The sequence below is a fragment of the Pseudomonas sp. NPDC096917 genome, assembly GCF_044762555.1.
GTDB lineage: Bacteria > Pseudomonadota > Gammaproteobacteria > Pseudomonadales > Pseudomonadaceae > Aquipseudomonas.
The window spans coordinates 44222-67891 of record NZ_JBIWEO010000010.1 but is presented as its reverse complement, the minus strand read 5'-3'; the positions used below and the strand labels follow the sequence as shown (position 1 = coordinate 67891).

General features: G+C 58.3%; 17 protein-coding genes and 2 pseudogenes. 11 read left to right on the top strand and 8 right to left on the bottom strand.

Annotated elements, in window-relative coordinates; translation table 11 throughout:
• Positions 1-19 precede the first annotated feature (19 nt).
• The 5 genes from ACIQYF_RS13365 to glnT all read right to left on the bottom strand — a co-directional run bounded on the left by ACIQYF_RS13365 (position 20) and on the right by glnT (position 5877).
• Positions 20-1345 carry an ammonium transporter gene (locus ACIQYF_RS13365; RefSeq protein WP_402862131.1) on the bottom strand — a complete coding sequence of 442 codons (1326 nt, stop codon included), beginning with the start codon at positions 1343-1345 and terminating at the stop codon, positions 20-22.
• 113 nt (positions 1346-1458) lie between these two features.
• A complete protein-coding gene (locus ACIQYF_RS13360; protein WP_402862128.1) occupies positions 1459-2796 on the bottom strand; it encodes an FMN-binding glutamate synthase family protein in 1338 nt (445 codons plus the stop codon).
• Positions 2797-2816: 20 nt separating this feature from the next.
• A complete protein-coding gene (locus ACIQYF_RS13355) occupies positions 2817-3500 on the bottom strand; it encodes a protein glxC (RefSeq protein ID WP_402862125.1) in 684 nt (227 codons plus the stop codon).
• A gap of 11 nt (positions 3501-3511) precedes the next feature.
• Positions 3512-4417: a glutamine amidotransferase family protein gene (locus tag ACIQYF_RS13350; protein ID WP_402862122.1), complete on the bottom strand. Its 906-nt coding sequence runs from the start codon at positions 4415-4417 to the stop codon at positions 3512-3514.
• 125 nt (positions 4418-4542) lie between these two features.
• Complete coding sequence (gene glnT, locus ACIQYF_RS13345) at positions 4543-5877, bottom strand: type III glutamate--ammonia ligase (protein ID WP_402862119.1); 1335 nt, start codon at positions 5875-5877, stop codon at positions 4543-4545.
• Positions 5878-6158: 281 nt separating this feature from the next.
• On the opposite strand from glnT, the gene ACIQYF_RS13340 reads away from it, so the two are divergent.
• The 7 genes from ACIQYF_RS13340 (at position 6159) to ACIQYF_RS13310 (ending at position 13831) form a co-directional block, all read left to right on the top strand.
• Positions 6159-6758: a helix-turn-helix domain-containing protein gene (locus tag ACIQYF_RS13340; protein ID WP_402862116.1), complete on the top strand. Its 600-nt coding sequence runs from the start codon at positions 6159-6161 to the stop codon at positions 6756-6758.
• Positions 6759-7077: 319 nt separating this feature from the next.
• Positions 7078-7944: a formyltetrahydrofolate deformylase gene (gene purU / locus ACIQYF_RS13335; protein ID WP_402862113.1), complete on the top strand. Its 867-nt coding sequence runs from the start codon at positions 7078-7080 to the stop codon at positions 7942-7944.
• Complete coding sequence (gene folD / locus ACIQYF_RS13330) at positions 7941-8846, top strand: bifunctional methylenetetrahydrofolate dehydrogenase/methenyltetrahydrofolate cyclohydrolase FolD (RefSeq protein WP_402862110.1); 906 nt, start codon at positions 7941-7943, stop codon at positions 8844-8846. Before purU ends, folD begins: the two co-directional genes overlap by 4 nt.
• A complete protein-coding gene (locus ACIQYF_RS13325) occupies positions 8828-10069 on the top strand; it encodes an FAD-dependent oxidoreductase (protein ID WP_402862107.1) in 1242 nt (413 codons plus the stop codon). The genes folD and ACIQYF_RS13325 overlap by 19 nt, the downstream gene beginning before the upstream one ends.
• 13 nt (positions 10070-10082) lie before the next feature.
• Positions 10083-10385: a sarcosine oxidase subunit delta gene (locus tag ACIQYF_RS13320; RefSeq protein ID WP_402862104.1), complete on the top strand. Its 303-nt coding sequence runs from the start codon at positions 10083-10085 to the stop codon at positions 10383-10385.
• Positions 10382-13279 (top strand): 2Fe-2S iron-sulfur cluster-binding protein, encoded by a 2898-nt coding sequence (locus ACIQYF_RS13315; protein WP_402862101.1) that lies wholly within the window; start codon positions 10382-10384, stop codon positions 13277-13279. Before ACIQYF_RS13320 ends, ACIQYF_RS13315 begins: the two co-directional genes overlap by 4 nt.
• 3 nt (positions 13280-13282) lie before the next feature.
• Positions 13283-13831: a sarcosine oxidase gene (locus ACIQYF_RS13310; protein WP_402862098.1), complete on the top strand. Its 549-nt coding sequence runs from the start codon at positions 13283-13285 to the stop codon at positions 13829-13831.
• Positions 13832-13901: 70 nt separating this feature from the next.
• Here ACIQYF_RS13310 and ACIQYF_RS13305 read toward each other — a convergent pair whose 3' ends face one another.
• The 3 genes and pseudogenes from ACIQYF_RS13305 to ACIQYF_RS13295 form a co-directional block, all read right to left on the bottom strand.
• Complete coding sequence (locus ACIQYF_RS13305; RefSeq protein WP_402862095.1) at positions 13902-15692, bottom strand: putative bifunctional diguanylate cyclase/phosphodiesterase; 1791 nt, start codon at positions 15690-15692, stop codon at positions 13902-13904.
• 93 nt (positions 15693-15785) lie between these two features.
• A pseudogene (locus ACIQYF_RS13300) lies at positions 15786-15998 on the bottom strand (PAS domain-containing sensor histidine kinase); the annotation flags it as partial.
• Between the two features lie 328 nt (positions 15999-16326).
• Positions 16327-17289: pseudogene (locus tag ACIQYF_RS13295) on the bottom strand (DUF4113 domain-containing protein); the annotation flags it as partial.
• A 1180-nt stretch (positions 17290-18469) separates the two neighbouring features.
• Here ACIQYF_RS13295 and ACIQYF_RS13290 point away from each other — a divergent pair.
• The 4 genes from ACIQYF_RS13290 (at position 18470) to ACIQYF_RS13275 (ending at position 23394) form a co-directional block, all read left to right on the top strand.
• Positions 18470-19606 carry an acyl-CoA dehydrogenase family protein gene (locus tag ACIQYF_RS13290; protein WP_402862092.1) on the top strand — a complete coding sequence of 379 codons (1137 nt, stop codon included), beginning with the start codon at positions 18470-18472 and terminating at the stop codon, positions 19604-19606.
• Positions 19607-19856: 250 nt separating this feature from the next.
• The gene (locus tag ACIQYF_RS13285; RefSeq protein ID WP_402862581.1) at positions 19857-20606 is read left to right on the top strand and encodes an electron transfer flavoprotein subunit beta/FixA family protein; all 750 of its coding nucleotides are present in this window, start codon (positions 19857-19859) and stop codon (positions 20604-20606) included.
• 22 nt (positions 20607-20628) lie between these two features.
• A complete protein-coding gene (locus ACIQYF_RS13280; RefSeq protein WP_402862089.1) occupies positions 20629-21561 on the top strand; it encodes an electron transfer flavoprotein subunit alpha/FixB family protein in 933 nt (310 codons plus the stop codon).
• 483 nt (positions 21562-22044) lie between these two features.
• Positions 22045-23394, top strand: coding sequence for an MFS transporter (locus ACIQYF_RS13275; RefSeq protein WP_402862086.1), 1350 nt, complete (start codon positions 22045-22047; stop codon positions 23392-23394).
• The last annotated feature ends 276 nt before the right edge of the window (positions 23395-23670 follow it).

Genomic DNA, 23670 nt, shown 5'->3' with positions numbered 1-23670 from the left:
CCTGGCAGCCTGCGTGCAATCAAGGGTTATAGGCCCGCTCGTTATGCTCAGCCAGATCCAGGCCCATCTCTTCCACCGATTCATCGGCGCGCAAGCCCACCACCTTGTTGACCCCTTTGAGAATCACCCAACTCACCACAAAGCAATACACCGTGGTCAGTAGCACCCCCTTGATCTGCGCCAGCACTTGCCCGCCCAGGGTGACGCCTTCCACCAGCCCCCCCAAAGACGGCACACAGAACACCCCGGTCAGCACGGCGCCGATCATCCCGCCGATGCCGTGCAAGCCGAACACATCCAGGCTGTCGTCATAACCGAAGCGACGCTTGAGCACGGTGACGCTGAGGTAGCAGAACACACCGCACAGCAAACCGATCGCCAGTGCACCGCCGACCCCGACATACGCGCATGCCGGGGTGATGCCCACCAGACCGGCCAACGCCCCACTGGCCAAACCCAAGGCGCTGGGTTTACCGACCTTGAACCATTCGGTGAACATCCAGCCCAGAACACCCGCGCAGGCACCCAGTTGCGTGTTGAGCATGACGATCCCGGACAAACCGTTGAGGCCACCGCCCGAACCGATATTGAAACCGAACCAACCGACCCACAGCATGGCTGCGCCGACCATGGTCAGGCTCAAGTTGTGCGCGGGCATCGGGGTGTTTTCATAGCCTTTGCGCTTGCCCAGAATCAGGCACGCTGCCAGTGCCGCAACCCCGGCATTGATATGCACTGCGGTGCCACCGGCAAAGTCCAGTACACCCCAGTTATGCATCAATGCCCCCGGCCCGCCCCACACCATATGCGCCACCGGGGCATATACCAGGGTGAACCACACCGCCATAAACAACAGTGCCGCCGAGAACTTCATGCGCTCGGCAAACGCCCCGGCGATCAGCGCCGGCGTGATGATGGCAAAGGTCATCTGGAAGGTCACGTACACGCCTTGTGGAATGTCGCCAACCAGACTGTCAGGCGTCATACCCTTCAAGAAGGCCTGCCCCAGACCACCGACAAAACTGTTGAACGTCACCTGCCCTTCGACCATGCCCGTGGCGTCCACCACCATGCTGTAGCCATACATCACCCATAGCACGCCCACCAGACCGGCAATCCCGAAGCACTGGGTAAACAGTGAAAGCATGTTTTTGGCGCGCACCAGCCCGCCATAAAACAGCGCCAGACCGGGCAGGCACATAAATAGCACCAGCACCGCCGCGGTAATCATCCAGGCAGTGCTGCCGGTGTTCAATGTTGGCGCGTCAGCGGCCTGAGCCAGCGGTGCAAGCACCGTGGCTGCGCACACCAGTAGTAGGGATTTGCCGAGAAGACGATTGACCATGTTCAAAGCTCCTGCAAAAGAACGTTTAAACGTGGGAACGGCCGCAGGCTGCGATCTCTTGAACGTAACATCAAGAGATCGCAGCCTGCGGCAACTCCCACAGTAGGGGGGGGTCAGTAGCCGGAGCCGGGGATCCAACGCGTGCCCGCCAACGGCACGCGGGCCATGGCCGCCGATTCGACGGTCAGGGCTACCAGATCTTCGGGATCAAGGTTGTGCAGGTGCGACTTGCCACACGCACGGGCCATGGTCTGCGCCTCCAGCACCATGACGCGCAGGTAGTTGGCCAAACGCCGACCGCCTTCAACCGGGTCAAGGCGCTTCGACAACTCCGGGTCTTGGGTGGTGATGCCGGCCGGATCGCGGCCGTTCTGCCAGTCGTCGTAGTAACCCGCCGCCGAACCGATTTTCTTCAGCTCTTCGTCCAGCCGTGGATGGTTGTCACCCAGGGCAATCAACGCCGCCGTGCCGATAGCCACCGCGTCAGCCCCCATCGCCATGGCCTTGGCAACGTCGGCGCCGTTACGAATGCCACCCGAGACAATCAACTGCACCTTGCGGTGCATGCCCATCTCCTGCAAAGCCTGCACCGCCTGGGGGATGGCCGACAAAATCGGGATACCCACGTGTTCGATAAACACTTCTTGCGTGGCCGCCGTGCCGCCTTGCATGCCGTCGAGCACAATCACATCCGCACCGGCCTTAACCGCCAGCTTGACGTCGTAGTACGGACGGCTGGCGCCAATTTTCACGTAGATGGGTTTTTCCCAATCCGTGATCTCTCGCAGTTCGGCAATTTTGATCGCCAGGTCATCCGGGCCGGTCCAGTCCGGGTGACGGCAAGCGCTGCGCTGGTCGACACCAATCGGCAAGGTGCGCATGCCCGCCACCCGTTCGGTCACTTTCATGCCCAGCAACATGCCGCCACCGCCCGGTTTGGCGCCCTGCCCCAGCACGATTTCGATGGCGTCGGCCTTGCGCAAGTCATCCGGATTCATGCCGTAGCGCGAAGGCAAATACTGGTACACCAGATGCTGCGACTGGCCACGCTCTTCCGGGGTCATGCCGCCGTCACCGGTGGTGGTGCTGGTCCCGGCAATGGTGGCGCCACGGCCCAGGGCTTCTTTGGCATTGGCCGACAAAGCACCGAAGCTCATGCCGGCGATGGTGACCGGGATTTTCAAGTGAATCGGCTTTTTCGCGAAGCGATTGCCGAGGATGACATCGGTGCCGCATTTTTCACGGTAGCCTTCCAGCGGGTAGCGCGAGACGCTGGCGCCGAGCAGCAGCAAGTCATCGAAGTGCGGCAGTTTGCGCTTGGTGCCGCCGCCGCGAATGTCGTAGATACCGGTTTCCGCAGCGCGCTGGATTTCCTGAATGGTCAGGCGGTCGAAAGTGGCCGATTCGCGCAATACTGGCGTGGCTGCTTTTGGGTTATTAGAGTCGCTCATAGGGGGTCTCCTCGCGCGGATCAGTACGCGGATGCGTTATCGACTTTGAAGTTGTACAACTGACGGGCCGAGCCATAGCGCTTGAAGTCCGTCGCCTGATGAGCGAAACCCGCCAGATCCAGCAGCTCTTGCAGCTCTTGCAGGTGTTCGGCACGCATCTCTTTCGCGACGCAGTCCGAGCCCAGCGACTCGACGGTGCCGCGCACATAGATGTGGGTTTCATACAGCGAGTCGCCCAGCGCATCGCCCGCATCGCCGCACACCACCAAGCGCCCGGCCTGGCCCATAAAGCAGCTCATGTGGCCGATGCTACCGCCGACCACGATGTCGATGCCTTTCATGGAGATCCCGCAACGCGCTCCGGCGTCGCCTTCAATCACCAGCAAACCGCCATGTGCGGTGGCACCGGCCGCCTGCGAAGCGCTGCCTTTAACCCGCACCACACCCGACATCATGTTTTCGGCGCAACCGACGCCGACATTGCCGTGCACGGTGATCGTGGCCTGCTGGTTCATGCCCGCGCAGTAGTAGCCGGCGTGGCCCTCAATATCGATGGATACGGCCTGGTTTACGCCCACCGCGAGGTTGTGTTTGCCATGGGGGTGAGTAACCCGCCACTCGGCATCGATGACGCTGTGCGCCTGGTCATGCAACGCCTGATTGAGGTCACGCACGCTGGCAGTGGAAAGATCGATGGTTTTCATGTGTGCGCTCCTTAAGCTGACTCGCGTTCCCAGATGTATAAAGTGGCCGGGGCTGGCTCCCAGATCCGAGCGTTTTCAATGCCCGGCAGGCTCGACAGCGCCTGATATTCGGAGGCCATGGCCACATAATCGTCGGTTTCGGCCAAAATCGCCGGTTTGCAGGCAATCGGGTCGCGGATGACCGCAAAGCCGTTACGGGTGCCGATGGCAAAGGTGTAGAAGCCGTCCAGGTCTTGCAGCGCATGGTCCAGCGCTTCTTTGAGCGAGTCGCCCTGTTGCAGGCGCCAGGACAGGTAACCGGCGGCGACTTCGGTGTCGTTGTCGGTTTCAAAATGAATGCCTTCGCGCTTGAGTTCCTGGCGCAGGCGCAAGTGATTGGACAACGAGCCGTTGTGCACCAGGCACAAGTCCGCGCCGGTGGAGAATGGGTGGCTGCCTTCCATCGTCACCGCGCTTTCAGTGGCCATGCGGGTGTGGCCGATGATGTGGCTGCCCTGCATGCCGGGCAGGCCGAAGCGTTGGGAAATCTCTTCGGGCAAGCCCATGCCTTTGAGAATCTCGATGCTTTGCCCTGCACTCATAATGCGAACGGTCGGCGCCAGTTCGGCCAACGCCGCCCGCGCCGAAGCTTCATCGGCATTGACCTTGAGCACCGCCGCGCTGGCGTTTTGAAACCAGTCCAACGAGCAGCCCAAACGCCCTTCCAGCGCACCCATCAGGGACTGCCAGTCAAAGCCGTCAGTGGTTGCCTGCAAGGTCAGCTTGACCCAGCCCGCCGCCACTTCATCGCCATAAATAGCAAAGCCTGCGCTGTCCGGGCCCCGGTCAGTCATGGCCTGCAACATTGGCTCGAACAGCTTGCCGAGCCGGGATTCCCACTGCGGGTTTTTCAGATAAAGACCTACGATTCCGCACATAAAAAGTCCTCACGTTGTTCGAAGCGGCACGTGTTGAGCTTCACGCTGCAAGTTGCCGCCAGACAGAAATTTGATAAACGCCGCACACTGCTTTCACTTGCGGCTTGACGCTTGCAATTTGCCGTTCAGAAGAATTCTGTATACCGCTTGATCTCCCAGTCCGAGACGTGGCGGCTGTATTCCACCCATTCCATGCGCTTGAGCTTGATGAACTCGCCCACGATTTGCGGACCGAGCACTTCAGCGAACAGGGGGTCGGCTTGCAGCGCGTCGCACGCTTCCTTGAGCGATTGCGGCAAGGTCTTGATACCCCGTGCAGCGATCTCTTCCAGGCTCAGGTTGTAGAGGTTTTCGTTGCAGACGTGGTCGATGCCCAACTGGCGGTCGATGCCGTCCAGCCCGGCCGCGATGATTGCAGCGCTAACCAGATACGGGTTGCACCCGGCATCCGGCAGACGAAACTCCAGGCGCCCATAAGGCACGCGGACCATGGCGGAACGGTTGTTGGCACCGAAGGCTATAAAGGCAGGTGCCCAGGTGGCGCCGGACAGCGAGTTACCGACCACCAGACGCTTGTAGGAGTTGACGGTCGGGGCAGCAAAGGCACACAGCGCCGGGCCGTGAGCGAGCAAACCGGCGGCAAAGTGGTAGGCCATTTTCGACAGGCCCATGCCACTCGGATCACTGGCGTCGTGGAACAGGTTTTTGTGCTCGGCACTGCTGATCGACAGGTGAAAGTGCATGCCGTTGCCTGCCCGTTTCGGGTCCGGCTTGGGCATGAACGAGCAAATCATCCCCAGGTCATTGGCAATCTCACCGGCCGCCATACGAAAGAAGGTAAAGCGGTCAGCCGAGGTCAGTGCGTCGCTGTAGGTGTAGTTGATTTCAAATTGGCCGTTGGCGTCTTCGTGGTCGATTTGGTAGACCTCGAAATCCACTGCCTGCAAAGCTTCGGTGAGTTTTTCCAGAAACAGCCGTGAACGCGACAGGCCTTTGTAGTCGTAGCAAGGCTTATCGAGGTTATCGCTGGGATCGACCAGTTGCAGGGCGCCGTGTTCGTCGCGGCGCATCAGATTGAACTCGGGCTCAAGCCCGGTGTTGAGCGTCCAGCCCTTGTCCGCCAGGCGCTGCACTTGTTGTTGCAACACATAACGGCTGTCGTACGGGTGTGGCTTGCCGTCGACATGACCTACGCACACCACCCGGCCATAACCCGGTTGCCAAGGCACCGGCGTCAGGGTCGACAAATCGCCACGGGCCATAAAGTCGGCCCCATGCGGCTCCATCCCCATGCCGCTGATGGCAAAACCGGCGAAACCCGCACCTTCTTCGGCCACGGTCTTGAGGCCACAGATGGGTACCGACTTGGTTTTGGCCGCACCGTGAATATCGACAAACTGCGCGAGCACGTACTTGATGCCGTGCTTATCGATGATGCGCTGAGTTTCTGCTGGCAACATTGCTTGTCACTCCTGGCGAAAGGCAAAACAGTGTGGATGGCGCCAACCTCCTTTTATTCCTAAAAAGAAAGTTAGTTTCCCAATAGGAATGCAAAGCCCTTGCCAAATTCGCCAGTGCCGCCTCGAAACGCCGCAAAACGTGCTTTTGTGCTGTATATATGGGAAAAATGTTTTCCCAGTGGGAATATGGCCAACGACGCGTTAGCCTGTGACTCGCTGTTTGCACTTTCTCAGTGCGAAACTAATATTACTGAACAGAAAGTGTGCAGGATTTAATGACGATGCCAACCGAACCCGCTCCACGACTCAAGCTTGAGCAATACCTGGGCATGCAGATAAAGCGTCAGCGCCAGGCCCAGGATTTGAAATTGTCCGATGTGGCAAAAATTGCCGGTATCAGCCAAGGCATGCTGAGCAAAATCGAAAACGCCCAAGTGTCTACCAGCCTCGACACGTTGAGCCGTCTGTGCGACGTGCTTGGGCTGCCGATGTCCAAGTTGTTCAGCGAGTACGACCAGCAAGACGGCAGCGCGCTGCTGGTCAAGGCCGATCAAGGTATGGAAGTGGTGCGCCGAGGCACCGAGAAAGGCCACACCTATCACCTGCTTAACCACACCCGCGGGCCGAATAAGAGTTTTGAGGCCTACATGGTGAGCATGGATGACGCCAGCGAAGAGTTTCCGACCTTCGCCCATCCGGGCACCGAGTTTTTACACTTGCTTGAAGGTGAACTGATCTACCGCCACGGCAACCAGCTATACCGCATGCAGGCAGGCGACAGCCTGACCTTCGAGGGCGACATCCCCCATGGTCCAGAGCAACTGGTGCAGGTGCCGATTCGCTTGCTGTCGATCATGAACTACGGCAACGATAAGGAGTAACCCACCAGCCCCCCTCACCTCAATTCCCTTGCGAGAGCTGGAGCAGGCTGCGATCTTTTGATGCCCTTACGAGGAAAATCAGCAGATCGCAGCCTGCTTGAGTTCCCACGTTGTGAAAGGGTGTTCCCCCGCCAAAAATTCCTCTCAGTTAAAAAACTTTCTCAAAATATCTGGACGTGGCGCGGGCATTCCCCTATAAAGCCAACACTCAGGAATATTTTATTCCCCACAAGAAAACACGTTCCATTTCGAGAACGCGCTGTCCGGATGTCTTTTTTCGCCCTGCGATGAGCTGCCACTACCCTCCCGAGGACGTGTCATGCAACACGAGAAAAACCATTTCATTATCAAAATCACGTGTCCGGCAGTGTCTGGCATCGTCGCGGCCGTGACCACTTATCTGGCGGACAACGGTTGCTACATCGGGGAGATGGCGCAATTCGACGACGACTTCAGCGGCCGTTTTTTCATGCGCGCTGTGTTTCGCTTCAACGATGATCAGCCCGGTGACATTCAGCAGATCAAAGTCGGTTTCAGTGACGTAGCCGCTGCTTTCGACATGACCTGGGAGCTGCACGACACCCGCCAGCCCATGCGGGTGCTGCTGATGGTGAGCAAGTACGACCACTGCCTGAGCGACTTGCTGTATCGCTATCACAAGGGCGAGATCGACATGACCATCACCGCCATCGTCTCCAACCACCTCGACCTGCGTCCCATGGCCGAACGCGAAGGCATTCGCTTCATTTACCTGCCCGTCACCCAAGACAGCAAAGCCCGCCAGGAAGCCGAGTTGATGAATATCGTCAACGACACCGGCACTGAGTTGGTGGTGTTGGCGCGTTACATGCAAATCCTCTCCGACGACTTGTGCCAGCAGCTGTCAGGTCGGGCGATCAATATTCACCATTCGTTCTTGCCCGGTTTCAAGGGCGCCAAGCCTTATCACCAGGCCTATCAGCGTGGGGTGAAACTGATTGGCGCCACCGCGCATTACGTCACCAGCGATCTCGACGAGGGTCCGATCATCGAACAGCAAGTGCAACGCGTCGATCACGCCCACTTGCCAGATGACCTGGTGGCCATTGGACGCGACACCGAAACCGTGGCCCTGTCCAAGGCGGTCAAGTACCACCTGGAACACCGGGTGTTTCTCAACCAGGACAGAACGGTGATTTTCCGGTGAACACGCCCCTTCTGATTGACGGCAAAGCCGCCGCCGCGCAGGTGCTGCTGCACGTGCGCGAGGCCGTGGCCAGGCTGCATGAGCACGATGTGCAGCCCGCCCTGGCGGTGATTCTGGTGGGCAGCGACCCGGCCAGCCAGGTGTATGTGCGCAACAAGGTGCTGCGCGCCGAGGAGGTCGGCATCCGCTCGCTGGAGCACCATCTGCCGAGCGACACCAGCACCGCCCACCTGCTGGATCTGATCGCCCGCCTGAACGCGGATTGCGCCGTGCATGGCGTGTTGTTGCAACTGCCGTTACCGGCGCACATCGATGAACTGCGCGCGCTGCAAGCCATCAGCCCGGACAAGGATGTCGATGGGTTTCACAGCGAAAACGTCGGCGGCCTGAGTCAAGGCCGTGCCGTGCTGGCGCCCTGCACGCCCAGCGGCTGCCTGTATTTGCTCAAGCAAACCTGCGGCGATTTGCGCGGCAAGCATGCGGTGGTCATCGGCCGTTCGAACATCGTCGGCAAGCCCATGGCCGCGCTGCTGCTGCAAGCCGACTGTTCGGTGACCGTGCTCCATTCACGCACCCCCGACCCGCAAGCGCTGTGCCGTCAGGCCGACATTGTGATCGCCGCCGTGGGCCGCCCGCGCATGATCGACGCCAGCTGGCTCAAGCCCGGCGCCGTGGTGATCGACGTCGGCATCAACCGCATGGATGACAACGGCGCCAGCCGCCTTGTGGGTGACGTCGACTTTGACAGCGCCCTGACCCGAGTCGCCGCCATCACCCCGGTGCCCGGTGGTGTAGGGCCGATGACCATCGCTTTTCTGATGAAAAACACCGTGACCGCCGCCCTTAACCAACACCAGGCGCAACGCAGCCTGTCGGAGGCCGTATGCCATTCAACCTATTGAAATACGGGCTGAGTTCGGAGTACCCGCTGGAGGTCGATCTACCGTCGCCCAAGGAACTCAAGGCACGCTATGACGTGGTGATCATCGGTGCGGGCGGCCATGGGCTGGCCACCGCTTACTACCTGGCCAAGTACCACGGCATCACCAATGTCGCGGTACTGGAAAAGTCTTATCTGGGGGGCGGCAATACGGCGCGCAATACGGCCGTGATCCGCTCCAATTACCTGACCAGCGAAGGCGTGAAGTTCTACGCCGAATCGGTGCGAATGTTCGAGTCGCTGTCCAACGAATTCGATTTCAACATCATGTATTCGCAGCGCGGCCAACTGACCCTGGCCCACACCGATGCCACCGTGCGCTCGTTCCGCCAACGGGCCGAGGTCAACAAGCACTTCGGCGGTCGTAGCGAAATGATCGACCGTCAGCAGATCCGCGAACTGGTACCCAGCCTCAATCTCGACCCTGGCCATTTGCCGGTGCTCGCCGGTCTCTGGCACATCGACGGTGCCACTGCACGCCATGACGCCGTGGCCTGGGGCTATGCCAAGCAGGCCGCCAAGCGCGGGGTGGAAATTCATCAGCTCACCGAGGTCCAGGACCTGGTGATAGAGAACGGCGCGATCACGGCCGTGAAAACCAATCGCGGGACCCTTCAATGCGGCTGCGTGGTGCAAGCGATTGCCGGCCACAGTTCGCTGCTAATGGCCAAGGCCGGAATCCGTTCGCCGATTCAGACCTTCCCGTTGCAAGCGATGGTGACGCAACCGTTCAAGCCGTTCCTTGACCCGCTGGTGAGCTCGTCGGCACTGCACTGCTATGTGCAACAGACCAGCCGTGGCGAGGTGGTGTTTGGTGGCGGCTCCGACCCTTATCCGCTGTACAACACCCGCTCCACCCTGGACTTGAAAGAAAGCCTGCTGGCCCACGCCATCGAAATGTTCCCATTTCTGGCCAACGCCAAACTGATGCGCCAATGGGCCGGGATCACCGACATGACCCCCGACTACAGCCCGATCATGGGCCTGTCGCCGGTGAAGAATTACTACCTCGATGCGGGCTGGGGCACATGGGGTTTCAAAGCCACGCCGATCTGCGGCAAAACCATGGCCGAACTGGTTGCCAGCGGCGGCAAAGTGCCCGACTTGATCAAACCGTTCGCCCTGGAGCGCTTTTCAACCTTCCAGCAAGTCAACGAAATGGGCGCCACAGCGGCCAGCCACTGACCCGGAGTACGCAATGAAAATCATGATTTGCCCGCTCAACGGGCCGCGCAATATCAGCGAGTTCACCTACGGCGGCGAGTTCAAGGTCATGCCCGACCCCGCCACCTGCAGCGACAGTGAATGGGCCGATTACGTGTTCAACAGCGAAAACCTCGCCGGGGTGGTGCGCGAATGGTGGATGCACACCCCGTCCAGCTACTGGTTTGTGGTCGAGCGGCACACCGTCAGCGATGAAGTGCTGCGCACCTTCGACCCCAAAGAACTGTTTACCCGCCGTGTCGAATTCAGCACAGCCGCCAAGGAGATTGCAGGATGAACCGCCTCCCCGCCCCAATGGGTCTGCTGATCGACCGCAATCAGCCGCTGGATTTCAGCTTCGACGGCGAGCGCTATCAAGGCTTGCAAGGCGACAGCATCGCTAGCGCACTGTTGGCCAATGGTCGCTTCCTGATCTCTCGCTCGTTCAAATACCATCGCCCACGCGGCCCGCTGACCATGGCCGGGCAAGATGCCAACAGCCTGGTGCAACTGCCGCAAGAGCCCAACGTGCTGGCCGATGCGCAGCCTTTGACCTCGGGTTTGCAGGTCAGCGCGCAAAACGTCAGCGGTTCACTGGACAACGACCGCGATGCCTATCTGGGCAAATTTTCGAAGTTCATGCCGGTGGGTTTTTACTACCGCTCGTTCTACAAGCCCAAGGGCATGTGGAAGATCTGGGAGCCGCTGATTCGCAAAAAGGCCGGCCTCGGTGTGCTCGACCTGAGCTTCAAGCCCGAGTATTACGACAAGGCGTATCTGTTCACCGATCTGGCGGTGATCGGCGCCGGGCCTGCCGGTTTGCAAGCGGCCCTGACCGCCGCCAATGCCGGGGCAAAAGTGCTGCTGATCGAGCAACAGCCGGTGCTCGGAGGCTCGCTGACCTATGCCCGATTCGACGTCGCAGGCATTCAAGCCGACGCCATGCGCCATGCCTTGGTGACGGCGGTCGAGCAGCACGCCAACATTGAGGTGCTGACCAGCGCCACCTGCAATGCCTGGTTCACCGACAACTACCTGCCGGTGATTCAGGGTAAGCGTCTATACAAAGTACGCGCCCGTCAGTGCCTGGTGTGCAGCGGGTCTTTCGACCAGCCGGTGATCTTTCGCAACAACGACCTGCCGGGCGTGATGCTGACCAGCGCCGCGCAACGCTTGATGAAGCTGTACGCGGTCAAACCCGGCAAACGTGCGGTGGTGCTGACCGGTAATGACGACGGTTACCTGGCCGCCCTCGATTTGCATGACCAGGGGGTGCACGTCGCGGCACTGATCGACCTGCGTGCCGCGCCGGGTAAGCTGGCGCTGCGCGAAGCCGTGATGCAACGCCAGATCAAATGCCTGAACAACAGCACCGTATACGAAGCCCTGCACGAAAAAGGCATGCGCCATGTCACCGGGGTTGAGGTGCGCACCATCCTCGCCCAAGGTCGCGTTGCCGACACCGGCAAACGTTTGGACTGTGACGTGTTGTGCATGTCCGCAGGCTATATGCCGGTCTACCAGTTGTTGTGCCAGGCGGGCGGCAAACTGGCGTACGACGATAAACGCGCCGAATTCACCCTCAGCGGCCTGCCGCACAGCCTGCACGTCGCAGGTTCGGTCAACGGTCGTCATCAACTCGATAACGTACTGGCCGATGGCGCCAATGCCGGGGCCGCTGCGGCGCGAGCCCTTGGCTTGGAGGTCGAGGTGCAACCGACGCGCCTCAACGCCGAAACGACAGTCAACTTCAACTGGCCGATTTTTCCGCACCCCAAGGGCAAGGACTTCGTGGATTTCGACGAAGACCTGCAAGTGGCCGACATCGTCAACGCCACCCGCATCGGCTACCGCGACGTGCAACTGGTCAAGCGTTACTCGACCGTGGGCATGGGCCCGTCACAGGGCCGCCACTCGGCGCTGCCCACAGCCCGGCTGGTGGCGTGGGCCACCCAGCGCGCTATCAGTGAAACCGGGGTCACTACGGCGCGACCGCCGTTTGTCGCGGAAAAACTGGCACATGTTGCCGGGCGCGCCTTTGACCCGTATCGACAAACTCCCATGCACGCCCGTCACCTGCAAGCCGGGGCCAAAATGATGCCCGCCGGCATCTGGCAACGCCCGGCCTACTACGGCTCGGCCAAAGACCGCGAGCAGTGCATGCAGGCCGAAGCCGTGCACGTGCGCAACAAGGTTGGCATCATCGACGTATCGACCTTGGGCGGCCTCGATGTACGCGGCCCGGATGCGGCAGAACTGCTGAACCGGATGTACACCTTCGCCTTTCTCAAGCAGCCGGTCGGCCGCTCGCGCTATGCCTTGATGACCAACGAACACGGGGTGGTCATTGATGACGGCGTGTGCGCACGCTTTGCCGAGCAGCACTTCTACGTTACCGCCACTACCAGCGGCGTGGACCGCATCTACCAGCACATGCTCAAGTGGAACGCGCAATGGCGTCTGGACGTCGACATCACGAACGTCACCGCCGCGATTTGCGCGGTTAACGTGGCCGGACCCGACGCCCGCAAGGTGCTGGAACCGCTGTGCACCGACCTGGACTTAAGCGCCAGCGCATTTCCGTACCTGGGCGTACGCCAAGGCACCGTCGCCGGGATCAAGGCGCGCTTGCTGCGGGTCGGCTTTGTCGGCGAACTGGGCTATGAAATCCATGTCCCGGCCCGTCACGGCGTGGCCCTGTGGGATGCTTTGATCGAAGCCGGCAAAGCCTTCGACATCCGCCCGTTCGGTGTCGAAACCCAGCGTTTGCTGCGCCTGGAAAAAGGCCACGTGATCATCAGCCAGGACACCGACGGCATGACCCACCCGGCCGAAATCGATATGGGTTGGGCAGTCAGTCGCAACAAACCGTTCTTCGTCGGTCGGCGCTCGGTCGACATCCTCGACGCCCAGCCGCTCAAACGCAAACTGGTGGGTTTCAGCCTGCCCAAAGGCAGCGCGCAACCCCTTGAGGGGCATCTGGTGCTCAACGGAGCGGACATCAGCGGCAACGTTACCTCGTGCGAATACTCCACCAGCCTTGGCAAAATCATCGGCCTGGTGTACGCCAGCATCGACCAGAGCACGCCGGGGCAGCGCCTTCCAATCCGCGTTGAAGGCGGCGTGACCGTGCACGCCGACGTGGTATCCCTCCCCTTCTTTGACCCCGAAAACCAGCGCCAGGAGCTTTGACCCATGACCAGCCTGAGACAAGTGCCTTTGAGCGGTTGCAACCTGACCGACCTGACCGACCTGCCCCGGGTCGGTTTTCGCGGAGCCGACAGCGCCGACTACCTGCGCGGGCGCGACTTCGTTCTGCCCGACAGCCCCAACCGCGCGGTCATCCAACGCGACGGCAGCCTCGTGGCGCGGCTGTCGCAAACCGAATACCTGCTGCTCGGCGGCAACGACCTGGGCGAACGCATCGCCGACGAAGAAGCGCGCTGGGAAATGGACCATCAGGCCAACTACCTGCTGCCACGCCAGGACAGCCACGCTTGTTTTGAGCTCAGTGGCGAGCGCCTGAGCCAGGTCATGGCCAAACTGTGCGGGGTCGACCTCAGCGCCGAAGCCTTTGGAATCGGCGCCGTGGCCCAAACCTCGGCAGCGCGGATCAACGTCATCGTCATCAACTCGGGCAGCGCCGGGCACCCGAGTGTTCACATCCTGTTTGATCGTCCGTCCAAGGCGTACTTCCACGAAGCCGTGGTGGATGCCATGCAGGAGTTTGCGGGAGCGGCCTAAGTCTTTAATGCGCAACAGGGTCTGTGTAAGAGCGAGCTGTGGATGTCGAGGCTGGGAACGGCAGGGTTCCTCAGGTAAAACACCTTGGCTCGCGCAACAATCCTTCCAGTTCATGGGTCGGTAAAGGCCGGCAAAAAAGGTAGCCCTGAACCTGGTCACAGCCGTTGTCGGTCAAAAAGGCCAACTGTTCGCTGGTTTCTACGCCTTCTGCAATGACCTGCAAGTTGAGGCTGTGGGCCAATTCGATGATGGTCCGGGCGATAGCCGCGTCTTGAGGGTTCTGGGTTACTTCACGTATGAATGCGATGTCGATTTTCAATTTATCAATCGGAAACCGGCTTAGGTACGCAAGGCTCGAATAACCCGTACCGAAGTCGTCGATGGAGATCTTAAGACCGAGGTCGCGTAACGCCAGCAAGCGGGCGATGGTGTCGGGCGTGTTGACCATCAATGTGCTTTCAGTCAGTTCAAGCTCAAGCCATTGCGGCTCGACTTGATACTCATTGAGCGAGCGCTGGATGTCATACACCAGGTCACCTTCGGCTATCTGGTGCGCCGATACATTGATCGCAACCTGCACCGGCTCCAAGCCTGCTTGCCGCCAATGCGCAATTTGCTTGCACACGCGGGCAGTGACCCACTGCCCCACACGGGATATAAGGCCCAACCCCTCAAGGATCGGCACAAAGATCGCTGGAGACACGGCGGGCAAGCCCGGCCGGTGCCAGCGCAACAAGGCTTCAACCCCGCAGATTTTGCCATCGCCCAGGCCTATCTTGGGCTGGTAGTAGAGTTCGAATGCCTCCTTTTTAACCGCCTCGCGCAAGGCAATTTCCAGTTCTTGACGCGCCTGGACTTCGACGTTCATTTGCGCAGTGTAAAACCGGTAAGTGTCTCTGCCCGCTTGTTTGGCGCGGTTCATCGCGGTATTGGCCTGTTTGATCAGGTGATGCGCATCGGCACCATCATCGGGGTAAAGGGCAATGCCGATGCTGGCGCTCATCGTCACTTCATGGTCCTGAACCCTGAACGGTTCACGCAGTACTTCACGGATGCGCTCAACCATTTGCCGGGGCCCCGACTGGCCCTTGCGGATCATCAGGATCAAGGCCAGCTCATTACCATCCATGCGCCCCAAGGTGTCGCTGACATTGAGGCAATTGGACAGGCGCTGGCTGAACTCAGCCAGCACCTGATCGCCCATCAGATGCCCCCAGTTGTCGTTGATGCTCTTGAAGTCGTTGAGGTCAACCGTGCACACGGCCAGTTGCCAACCTCTGAGCGCAGCCTGGGTCAGGCCCATTTGTAAGGTGGTGTAGAACAGGTTGCGATTGGGCAAGCCGGTCAATGGGTCGTAGTTGGCCATTTTCATCAGGCGCTCATCAGAGCCCATGGCGGAACGAAACCTTTCGAAGTCGATATTGCGCTTTTGCAACTGCTGTTCGAGCATCAAGGTATGGACGATCTGATAATCACCAAAGGCCTTGAGCCGCAGCAGGTTGCGCACCCGCAGCCACAACTCGGCACTGACCACTGGCTTGCTGAGGAAGTCTTCGGCGCCCGCTTCAAGCCCCAGGATCCGCGCGCTTTGTTCACCCTGTGGCGATAGCATGATGATCGGGATGTTGGCGGTCGAAAGACTCGCTTTGAGTTGACGTGCGACCTGATAGCCGTCCATGCCCGGCATCATGACGTCAAGCAGGATCAAATCTGGCGGTTGTTTGGCGACCATTTCCAGAGCGGCCTCGCCTGAATTTGCGGTCACTGTCAGATAACCCTGGCTCTGTAACAAAACTTCCAGCAGTTTTCGGACACTGACATCGTCGTCGACAATTAACAGTGTGGCGGGCGTGGTAGACATGAAAAGCCCTCACATCAAGCGGCTATTGAATTATGAATGGACCAGCAACGCATCGATCACCCGGGAGCCCTTGCACACAGCGCTTCAAAACCTGGCGTGATCGCCGAAGATGCGTTCAGCGTGGACGCTGAAGACTTGAATCCCCCCTCTCTCATCGGTCGCGATGCTGGAAAAGCAAGCGCTATGAAAAATGGCGTCTGGCACTGCACCCGTTTTAAGCAAGGTCTTCTGTCGACGAAACCCAACAATCGTTTCAGCTTGCGATCGCGGTTCTGTGGGGGGACTCTCTACAGGCGAGCTGTCCATGGTTTTGAATCCCTATAACGGGCGAATGGGTACATTCGTGGATGGAGTAAAGCACCCTTATAGAGATTTCACCACGCGTCGGCTGTTTGCCGTCTCAGCCGTTAGACACAGCCTCTGTGCGCGGTAAGGCGCAGCGTTCTCAACTCATCGACAATGGGGTATCCATCGATTGGGGGGGCTTATACCGAAGCCTCCTGCGGCCATTGCTGATTTTTACCTAATGTTCCGGGCCGACCTCAACCGTAGTCGCTGCCGAAGGCTACGACCGGCGACCACGTCGTGGTCAATCGGCTCCCGCCATCATTCAGCTATACCCGGTTCGCAGGCACTATCCGCCCACCCGCCACAACTGGTCCAGGCGGGTGGTATAGCCCTGGCTCATCAACTCCCGGCGCATGCCCCACTCAGGATGCGCCGGCACGCTGGCCGCACGCAACGTGCCGCGGCCCCAACGCCCGTTAATCTGATCCAGCACGGCCATCACCCGCGACGCTTCAGCGGGCTGGTTGATGGCAAATAAATCATCGGTGAACTCGCCCGGCTGACGCAGATCCAGCAACATCACTTCAGCTTTGCTGTATCTAAAGCCCGGCTGAAACACCTGCTCCACCGCCTCAACCGCCACCTTGGTCAGTAGCCGCACGTCATCGGTCGGGTACGGCAACGTCACCACCACCCCCTTGGCATATTTGGCTTCGTCGGGGTTGAACATGCCGGTGCGAATGCTGACCCGCACCTTATGGCAATAAGACTTCTGCGCCCGCAGCTTTTCCGAAGCACGCATCATATAAGTAGCAACAGCTTCTTTAATGGGTGCGAGGGTGGTCAGCCGCTTGCCAAACATACGACTGCAACAGATCTCCTGCTTCGGCGGATCGGGCTCATCCAACTCCAGACACGACGTCCCGGCCAACTCCCGGGCGGTCTTCTCAATCACCACACTGAATTTTTTGCGCAACATCCACGGCTCTGCCCTGGCCAGGTCCATGGCGCTCAAAATGCCCATGCCTTGCAAATGCTGCGTCATCCGCCGCCCAACCCCCCAGACTTCAGACACCGCCGTATTGCGCAGCACCCAGTGCCGCTCATGCTCACCGCACAGGTTAACCACCCCGCCGGTTTGCGCCTGCAACCGCTTGGCCGTGTGATTCGCCAACTTGGCCAGGGTTTTGGTATGCGCAATACCCACCCCGACCGGAATACCTATGCGTTGCACAATCTGAGGACGCAACCGGCGCCCCATCTCGCCAGGGTCGGCAATACCGGTCAAATCCGCAAAACATTCATCTACGTAAAGGAAAGGTTTCAAGCTATGGACATGGTTCCGCACCATGTTGCGCGGTATCTTAGCTCTCTATTCAAATGTCCATAGCGATAAGGCATTTGCTGTCGATCCTACTTTGATATGTCCATAGCATGTAGCCCTAGAGTAGCAAGACTGCCGGACACTTAAGCGTTCACTAATCCTGTAACGGTGCCGAAGGGCAGCTCCTTTTAAGACTTGGATCCGTCTACGAAACTAGGGGCGATTCAGTATGAATCAAGCACATCTTCATCCGCGAACCAGCACTTCTCCACTCAGTCTGCATCCTGGGGCAGTCGTAGCATCAGGTCGTTCATCTGCTCGATTACATGCTCCCTTTGAGCCTTCGAGAGCATCATCAATTTTTCCTTCAACTGGGCCGTTTAGGATACTTCCGCCAGATACGCAGGATGAAAATGTCATCCGAGTGATTGCAGCCGAACTGCTTCATCGCATCAGACTCCTCCATACCGGATGCAATCAAGGCTTAAGCGACACAGATATTCTTGCTAAAGCGTCGGCTGGCATACGCTGAGATAGGGCTCGGAATTTGTAAATGGGCGGTATCACATGTCTTTAGCCGTGTGTTGGCGCTCGTACGATTTTGACCCTGGTTGCCGGACTTCTTTGATCCACCCAAATTCTAAGCGAACGATGTCTTTGCGCTGGATTTCAGAGGTCGCATACGGCCAGTGAAATTCAGTAGCCCGGTTCAAAATCGCATCAGCTCCACCACTTAAAAAATCCAGGATGCTTCCCGGCATTCTTCGGCCCCCGTAGCTGCAGGCGCGACTCCAAGAACTTACATAAGGTAACGGCAGTACACAGCGTATGCGAAATGCCCACAATGTGGACATAGGCCTACTTGGCCTCAAATCCCTAACGTAGAGTCTCGTGCGTCGGGATACATAACAGGAGACACACATGAACGATATCTGCCGCCGGACAAGTGCTGAAGGGCACCGCCTAATGGAATGCCCGTGGGGCCGCGAGATGATGGACGCGTCTAATCGGGCAAGGTATCGGGACGATTTTTCAAATGGGCCGGCCCATGACAACTCCCTCGCATCACGCGGTTGAAGTACGCAGGCTCTGATCCAGTCGCCTTCTCATCATTTTACTTGGCGTTCACACCAAAGCCATCCACGAGACACGCATAGGACTAAACATGGACTTTAAGATTTCGGACGACTCGCTCGCTTTGCAGGCGTCCACCCGGGAAGTGGTCGATGACCTTCTTAAGTATGAGTCCCAATTTCACATGACCAACGTAGTGCCGCAAGAGGTGGACGCGACACTCCGGCAGCTGGGGTACTACGGGCTGTCTATCCCTGAGGAATTCGGTGGCTCAAATGTCGACAAGATCAGTTCGGCGTTGATTCAAATGGAGCTCGCTCGAATGCCTCCTCAGTTCTGGCCGTCAATTCGTCAGGCCATGGGGCCCATCCCACAATTGCTGCTTCTGCACGGCACCCCGAAGCAAAAAGACGAGTGGTTGCCGAGGATCGTGGCCGGCGCGACGGTCTGCTTCGCACTCACCGAGCCCGACGCGGGATCGGACGTGGCAGCGATGAGGACGACTGCTGTGAAGAAAGGCGACCGATGGGTGCTGAACGGCTCAAAGACATATATCTCGAATGCCGAGCGCGGCAATGTGTTCCTGGTGTTTGCCAAGACCGATAAGAGCAAGGGGCGCGACGGCGTATCGGCCTTTCTCGTAGAGCCGCAAACTCCTGGGTTCAGCATGAGCGAACCCATTCGCACCATGGGCTTCATGACCAATGGCGTTTACGGGCTCACGTTCGACAACTGCGAAATCCCTGAGGAAAACTTGCTCGGCGAAGTGAACCGCGGCTTTTACTACGCAGTTTCGGGATTGAATGAAGCCCGCGTAAATGTCGGCTGCCAAGCCTTGGGGGGCAGCCAGATTGCCTACGAACACGCCCTGCAATATTCACAGGATCGCGTGACCTTTGGCCAGCCATTGTCGAGCCATCAAGTTCTACAGCACATGCTGGCGGATATGGCCATGGAGCAGCATGCGGCACGGATGCTGTTGTTGGAAGCCGCTTGGTGCCTGGAAAACGGTGTGGACGTGCGCTTGAAGTCCTCCTTTGCCAAGGTGTTCTGCACGGAGGTTGCCAATCGCATTGCGGACAAGGCCCTGCAAATCTTCGGGGGCGCAGGCTATATCAAGGGCATGGTGGTTGAGCGCGTGTACCGAGAGTTGAGGGTCATGCGGATCTTCGAAGGTGCAAACGAGATCCAACGCAACATGATTGCGAAGGAGTTGCTGAAGGTCTAGCTAGAGTGTCTCGAGCAGGGGGGCGCAACTCCGAGACTGTGCATAAATCCCACGACCAGATACAGCGCATGCGGAAAATCCACGTTGTGGACGGAGGTCTCCTTGACTTCAACCCCTTACAGTATCGCAAAGATTTTCGAATGGTTGGCTCATGACAACTCCATCGAATCACGCGGTTGAAGTGCTCATTATTATGCCTATCGGGGCGCACATTGAAGAGCCGTTGAATAATGTTGAGGACAGCTTAAATATGCGAATCATCGTGGCAGTCAAGAGAGTGGTGGATTACAACGTGAAGGTCCGAGTCAAGGCAGACGGCTCGGGCATCGACAACGCGAATGTGAAGATGTCGATAAATCCGTTCGACGAAATCGCGGTTGAGGAAGCAGTGCGTTTGCGCGAAGCGGGCGTAGCGACCGAGGTTATCGTCGTGTCAGCGGGCGTGGCACAATCGCAGGAAACACTCCGCACCGCGCTTGCCATCGGCGCCGATCGCGCGATTCTGATCGAGTCCAGTGAGGATCTGCAGCCGCTGGCTGTTGCCAAGCTGTTGAAGGCGTTGGTCGATAAGGAACAACCCCAGTTGGTGATCCTTGGCAAACAGGCCATCGACGACGATTCAAATCAGACTGGCCAGATGCTCGCCGCCTTGGCAAACCTGCCGCAGGCAACATTTGCGTCAAAGGTCGTTATTGCTGACGGTAAGGCAACCGTGTCGCGTGAAGTAGACGGCGGCGCCGAAACACTGGTGTTGACGTTACCAGCCGTGGTCACCACAGACCTGCGACTGAACGAACCGCGCTACGCCACAATGCCGAACATCATGAAGGCGAAGAAGAAGCCGCTGGAAGTTATCACGCCGGCAGACCTCGCCGTGGATGTCACGCCTCGCTTGAAGACGCTGAAATTTTCCGAGCCGCCGAAGCGCTCCTCCGGGGTGATGGTGCCGGATGTTAAGGCACTGGTCGAAATGTTGAAGGTTGAAGCCAAGGTGCTTTAAGTAGAACGCGGAGACGGATCAAATGACAAATCTGGTAATAGCAGAACATGACAACGGGTCGATCAAGGTCGCGACGCTGAGCACAATTGCAGCGGCGCAGAAGATCGGCGGTGACATTCACGTACTGGTAGCGGGTTACAACGTGCAAGCCGCTGCGGATGTCGCAACAAGGATCGTCGGCGTGTCGAAAGTGTTATTGGCCGACGCCCCACAGCTCGAAGCGGGCCTCGCGGAAAACGTCGAGACGACGGTGCTGAGCATCGCAGAAGACTACTCACACATCCTTACGGCCGCGACCGCTTATGGCAAGAATATCGCGCCACGCATCGCCGCGAAGCTCGACGTCGCACAGATCAGCGAGATCACATCAGTAGTTTCCGCCGACACTTTCGAGCGTCCGATCTACGCCGGTAGTGTGATTGCGACGGTGCAATCGCAGGATCCGGTCAAGGTCATCACGGTGCGCTCGACGGCCTTCGACGCGGTCGCGTCCGAAGGTGGAAGCGCGTCAGTAGAAAAGGTCGAAGCTGCTGTTGACTCGGGCATCTCGCAGTTCGTGAGCCGTGAAGTAACGAAGCTGGATCGCCCGGAACTCACATCGGCGAAGATAATAGTCTCGGGGGGCCGGGGTCTGGGCAATGGTGAAAACTACACGAAGATCCTTGAACCGTTGGCCGACAAGCTACATGCAGCACTGGGCGCATCCCGCGCCGCTGTCGATGCGGGCTTTGTGCCAAACGATTATCAGGTCGGCCAGACCGGCAAGATCGTCGCGCCGCAACTTTACATGGCCATCGGAATCTCGGGTGCGATCCAGCACTTGGCCGGTATGAAAGACTCGAAAATCATCGTCGCGATCAACAAGGACCCGGATGCACCGATTTTCAGCGTCGCCGATTATGGCATCGTCGGCGATCTGTTCACCGTGGTGCCCGAACTTGTGGAAGTAATTTGAGCAGCGTCGCCACCCGGGGGAAAGTAAGTACAAAGTGGGAGGAGATTGATGCATGGTCGGCAAAGAACGTTGCGTCGTGTCGTCGAATCGTGGATCGGCGCGCGAGTGCACGGGCAGATCTACGTGAGTCGCTCCAGTCGTACGCGAAGGAAACGGTGCGTTATGTGCTCGTGGAAGCTGTTAAAGCGAAGAGCATGTTGGCCACCATTTTCTCTCGACATGATGACAGCTCGTGGTGAGTCTTTCCGCCTGCACCACACCCAATTGTGCGCGCATCTATCGATGGCCCAGCTTTACCGGGGCGGACAGCGACACGACTAAACGTTCTTGTACGACGGCACCTGCGCTCGAATAGTGTTTGAGCCGCCGGGCCGTCGCACGCCAGTACTTCACCTGAAAGTGTACACAATGCTGGTTTCATGCTTCTAACTAAACATCTTATAGCCGCACTGAAAACAATAACAAAAGCCGTCGGAGGCAATTATGAGTTCGCAAGCAGAGTTTCCCCATGAGAGTGTCAGAAGTACCGCTCAGTCCATTGATGATGACATAACCTTCAAAAAGATCTCTCGCCGTCTGATTCCGTTGTTATTCATTATTTACTTGATGGCATGCATTGATCGGGTCAACGTCGGCATCGCGCAGATCCCGATAAAAGCAGAACTGGGATTCACCGATGCCATCTATGGGCTGGGAGCGGGCTTATTTTTCCTGGCATACGCATTGTTCGAATTGCCGAACAGCTACCTGATGTCGCGAATCGGTGCAGTAAAGACAATCATGTTATTGACAATTGGCTGGGGTTGCATTTCGTCTCTCACGATGTTTGTCCGCAACCCAACCGAGTTCTATGTGCTGCGCTTCATGCTGGGCGTGTTCGAAGCGGGTTTTTTTCCGATCGTCGTCTACTACTTGTCGTGCTGGTTTCCGCTGCAGCGCCGCGCCAAGGTGTTTGCGCTTTTCTCGTCGGGAATCGTGATATCCGGAATGCTGGCTTATCCATTATCCGGTGCCATCATTAAGTATATGCATGATGTAGGAGGGCTGAGCGGGTGGCAGTGGATGTTTCCGCTCGAAGGCTTGCCATGCGTCCTCCTCGCCCTACTGGTTCCTGTACTGCTCGATGAGTCTCCTGAACATGCTCGCTGGCTATCAACCAAAGAAAAGGCCATGGTCGCTGCGTCGCTTGAAGCCGCGTCACCGGCCAGCGAGGGACTGACGTTTGCACAGATTCTCCGTAAGCTTCGCTTATATGCGCTGATGGCCGTTTATTTTTCCTTCGTGGCCGCCCTCGCAGTGCTCCAATTCTGGACACCGACCATCATTCACTCGCTCGGTGTGACCGACATCGCCTTAATCGGTCTCTACTCCGCGATCCCTAGCATAGTCTCAATCGTGGCAATGATTGCGATCGGTGCACATACCGACCGCAAGCAGCGTTTGCGGGAAAGTATCATTGCGTTGGCACTTGTGGGCGCCACAGCACTGTTTCTTCTACCGCTCGCCTCTGCGTCGTTGGCGCTTTCACTTGTGATGTTGTCGGTAGCTATGGGAGCAATGTTCAGTTTCATTCCGCTGTTTTGGGCCAGCGTACCGGCTTGCCTGCCAGGCCCAGACGTGGCGAAGGTGACAGCTGCAATTGCAACTATCGGCATCATCGGTGGGCTTGTCAGCTCAGCGTCGATTGGATGGTTGAAAACTCATACGGGCAGCATGGGGACTGGGATGTATATATTCGGCGCACTATTCGCTGCCGGCGGCATGTTGTATGCCAGGACGACGCGCAATGTAGTGAGCCTGCGGCCGCGCAAAGTTAAAATTATCAATTCCTGACAGAAGTTTTTTACTGTGATGCCACCGCCAAGGTTCGACCAAAACGACCTCCCGATGGCGGCCATTCTCGTCATCGTCATCCGCTGCGGAGCGCGGCGATGACGCCGGCAAATAGGCGAAGTGTCCAGCTACGACAGGGCGCATGTGCAAGTACAATCTAGCTGACGCATTTAAGGCATGAAGGATGTATGCATGAATCGTTAACGTGTGAACCGTCCGGGCGGATAGTTGCTGTACCCGGAAGTGCCCTGCTCCCCATGTGCGAGGAAAAGAATC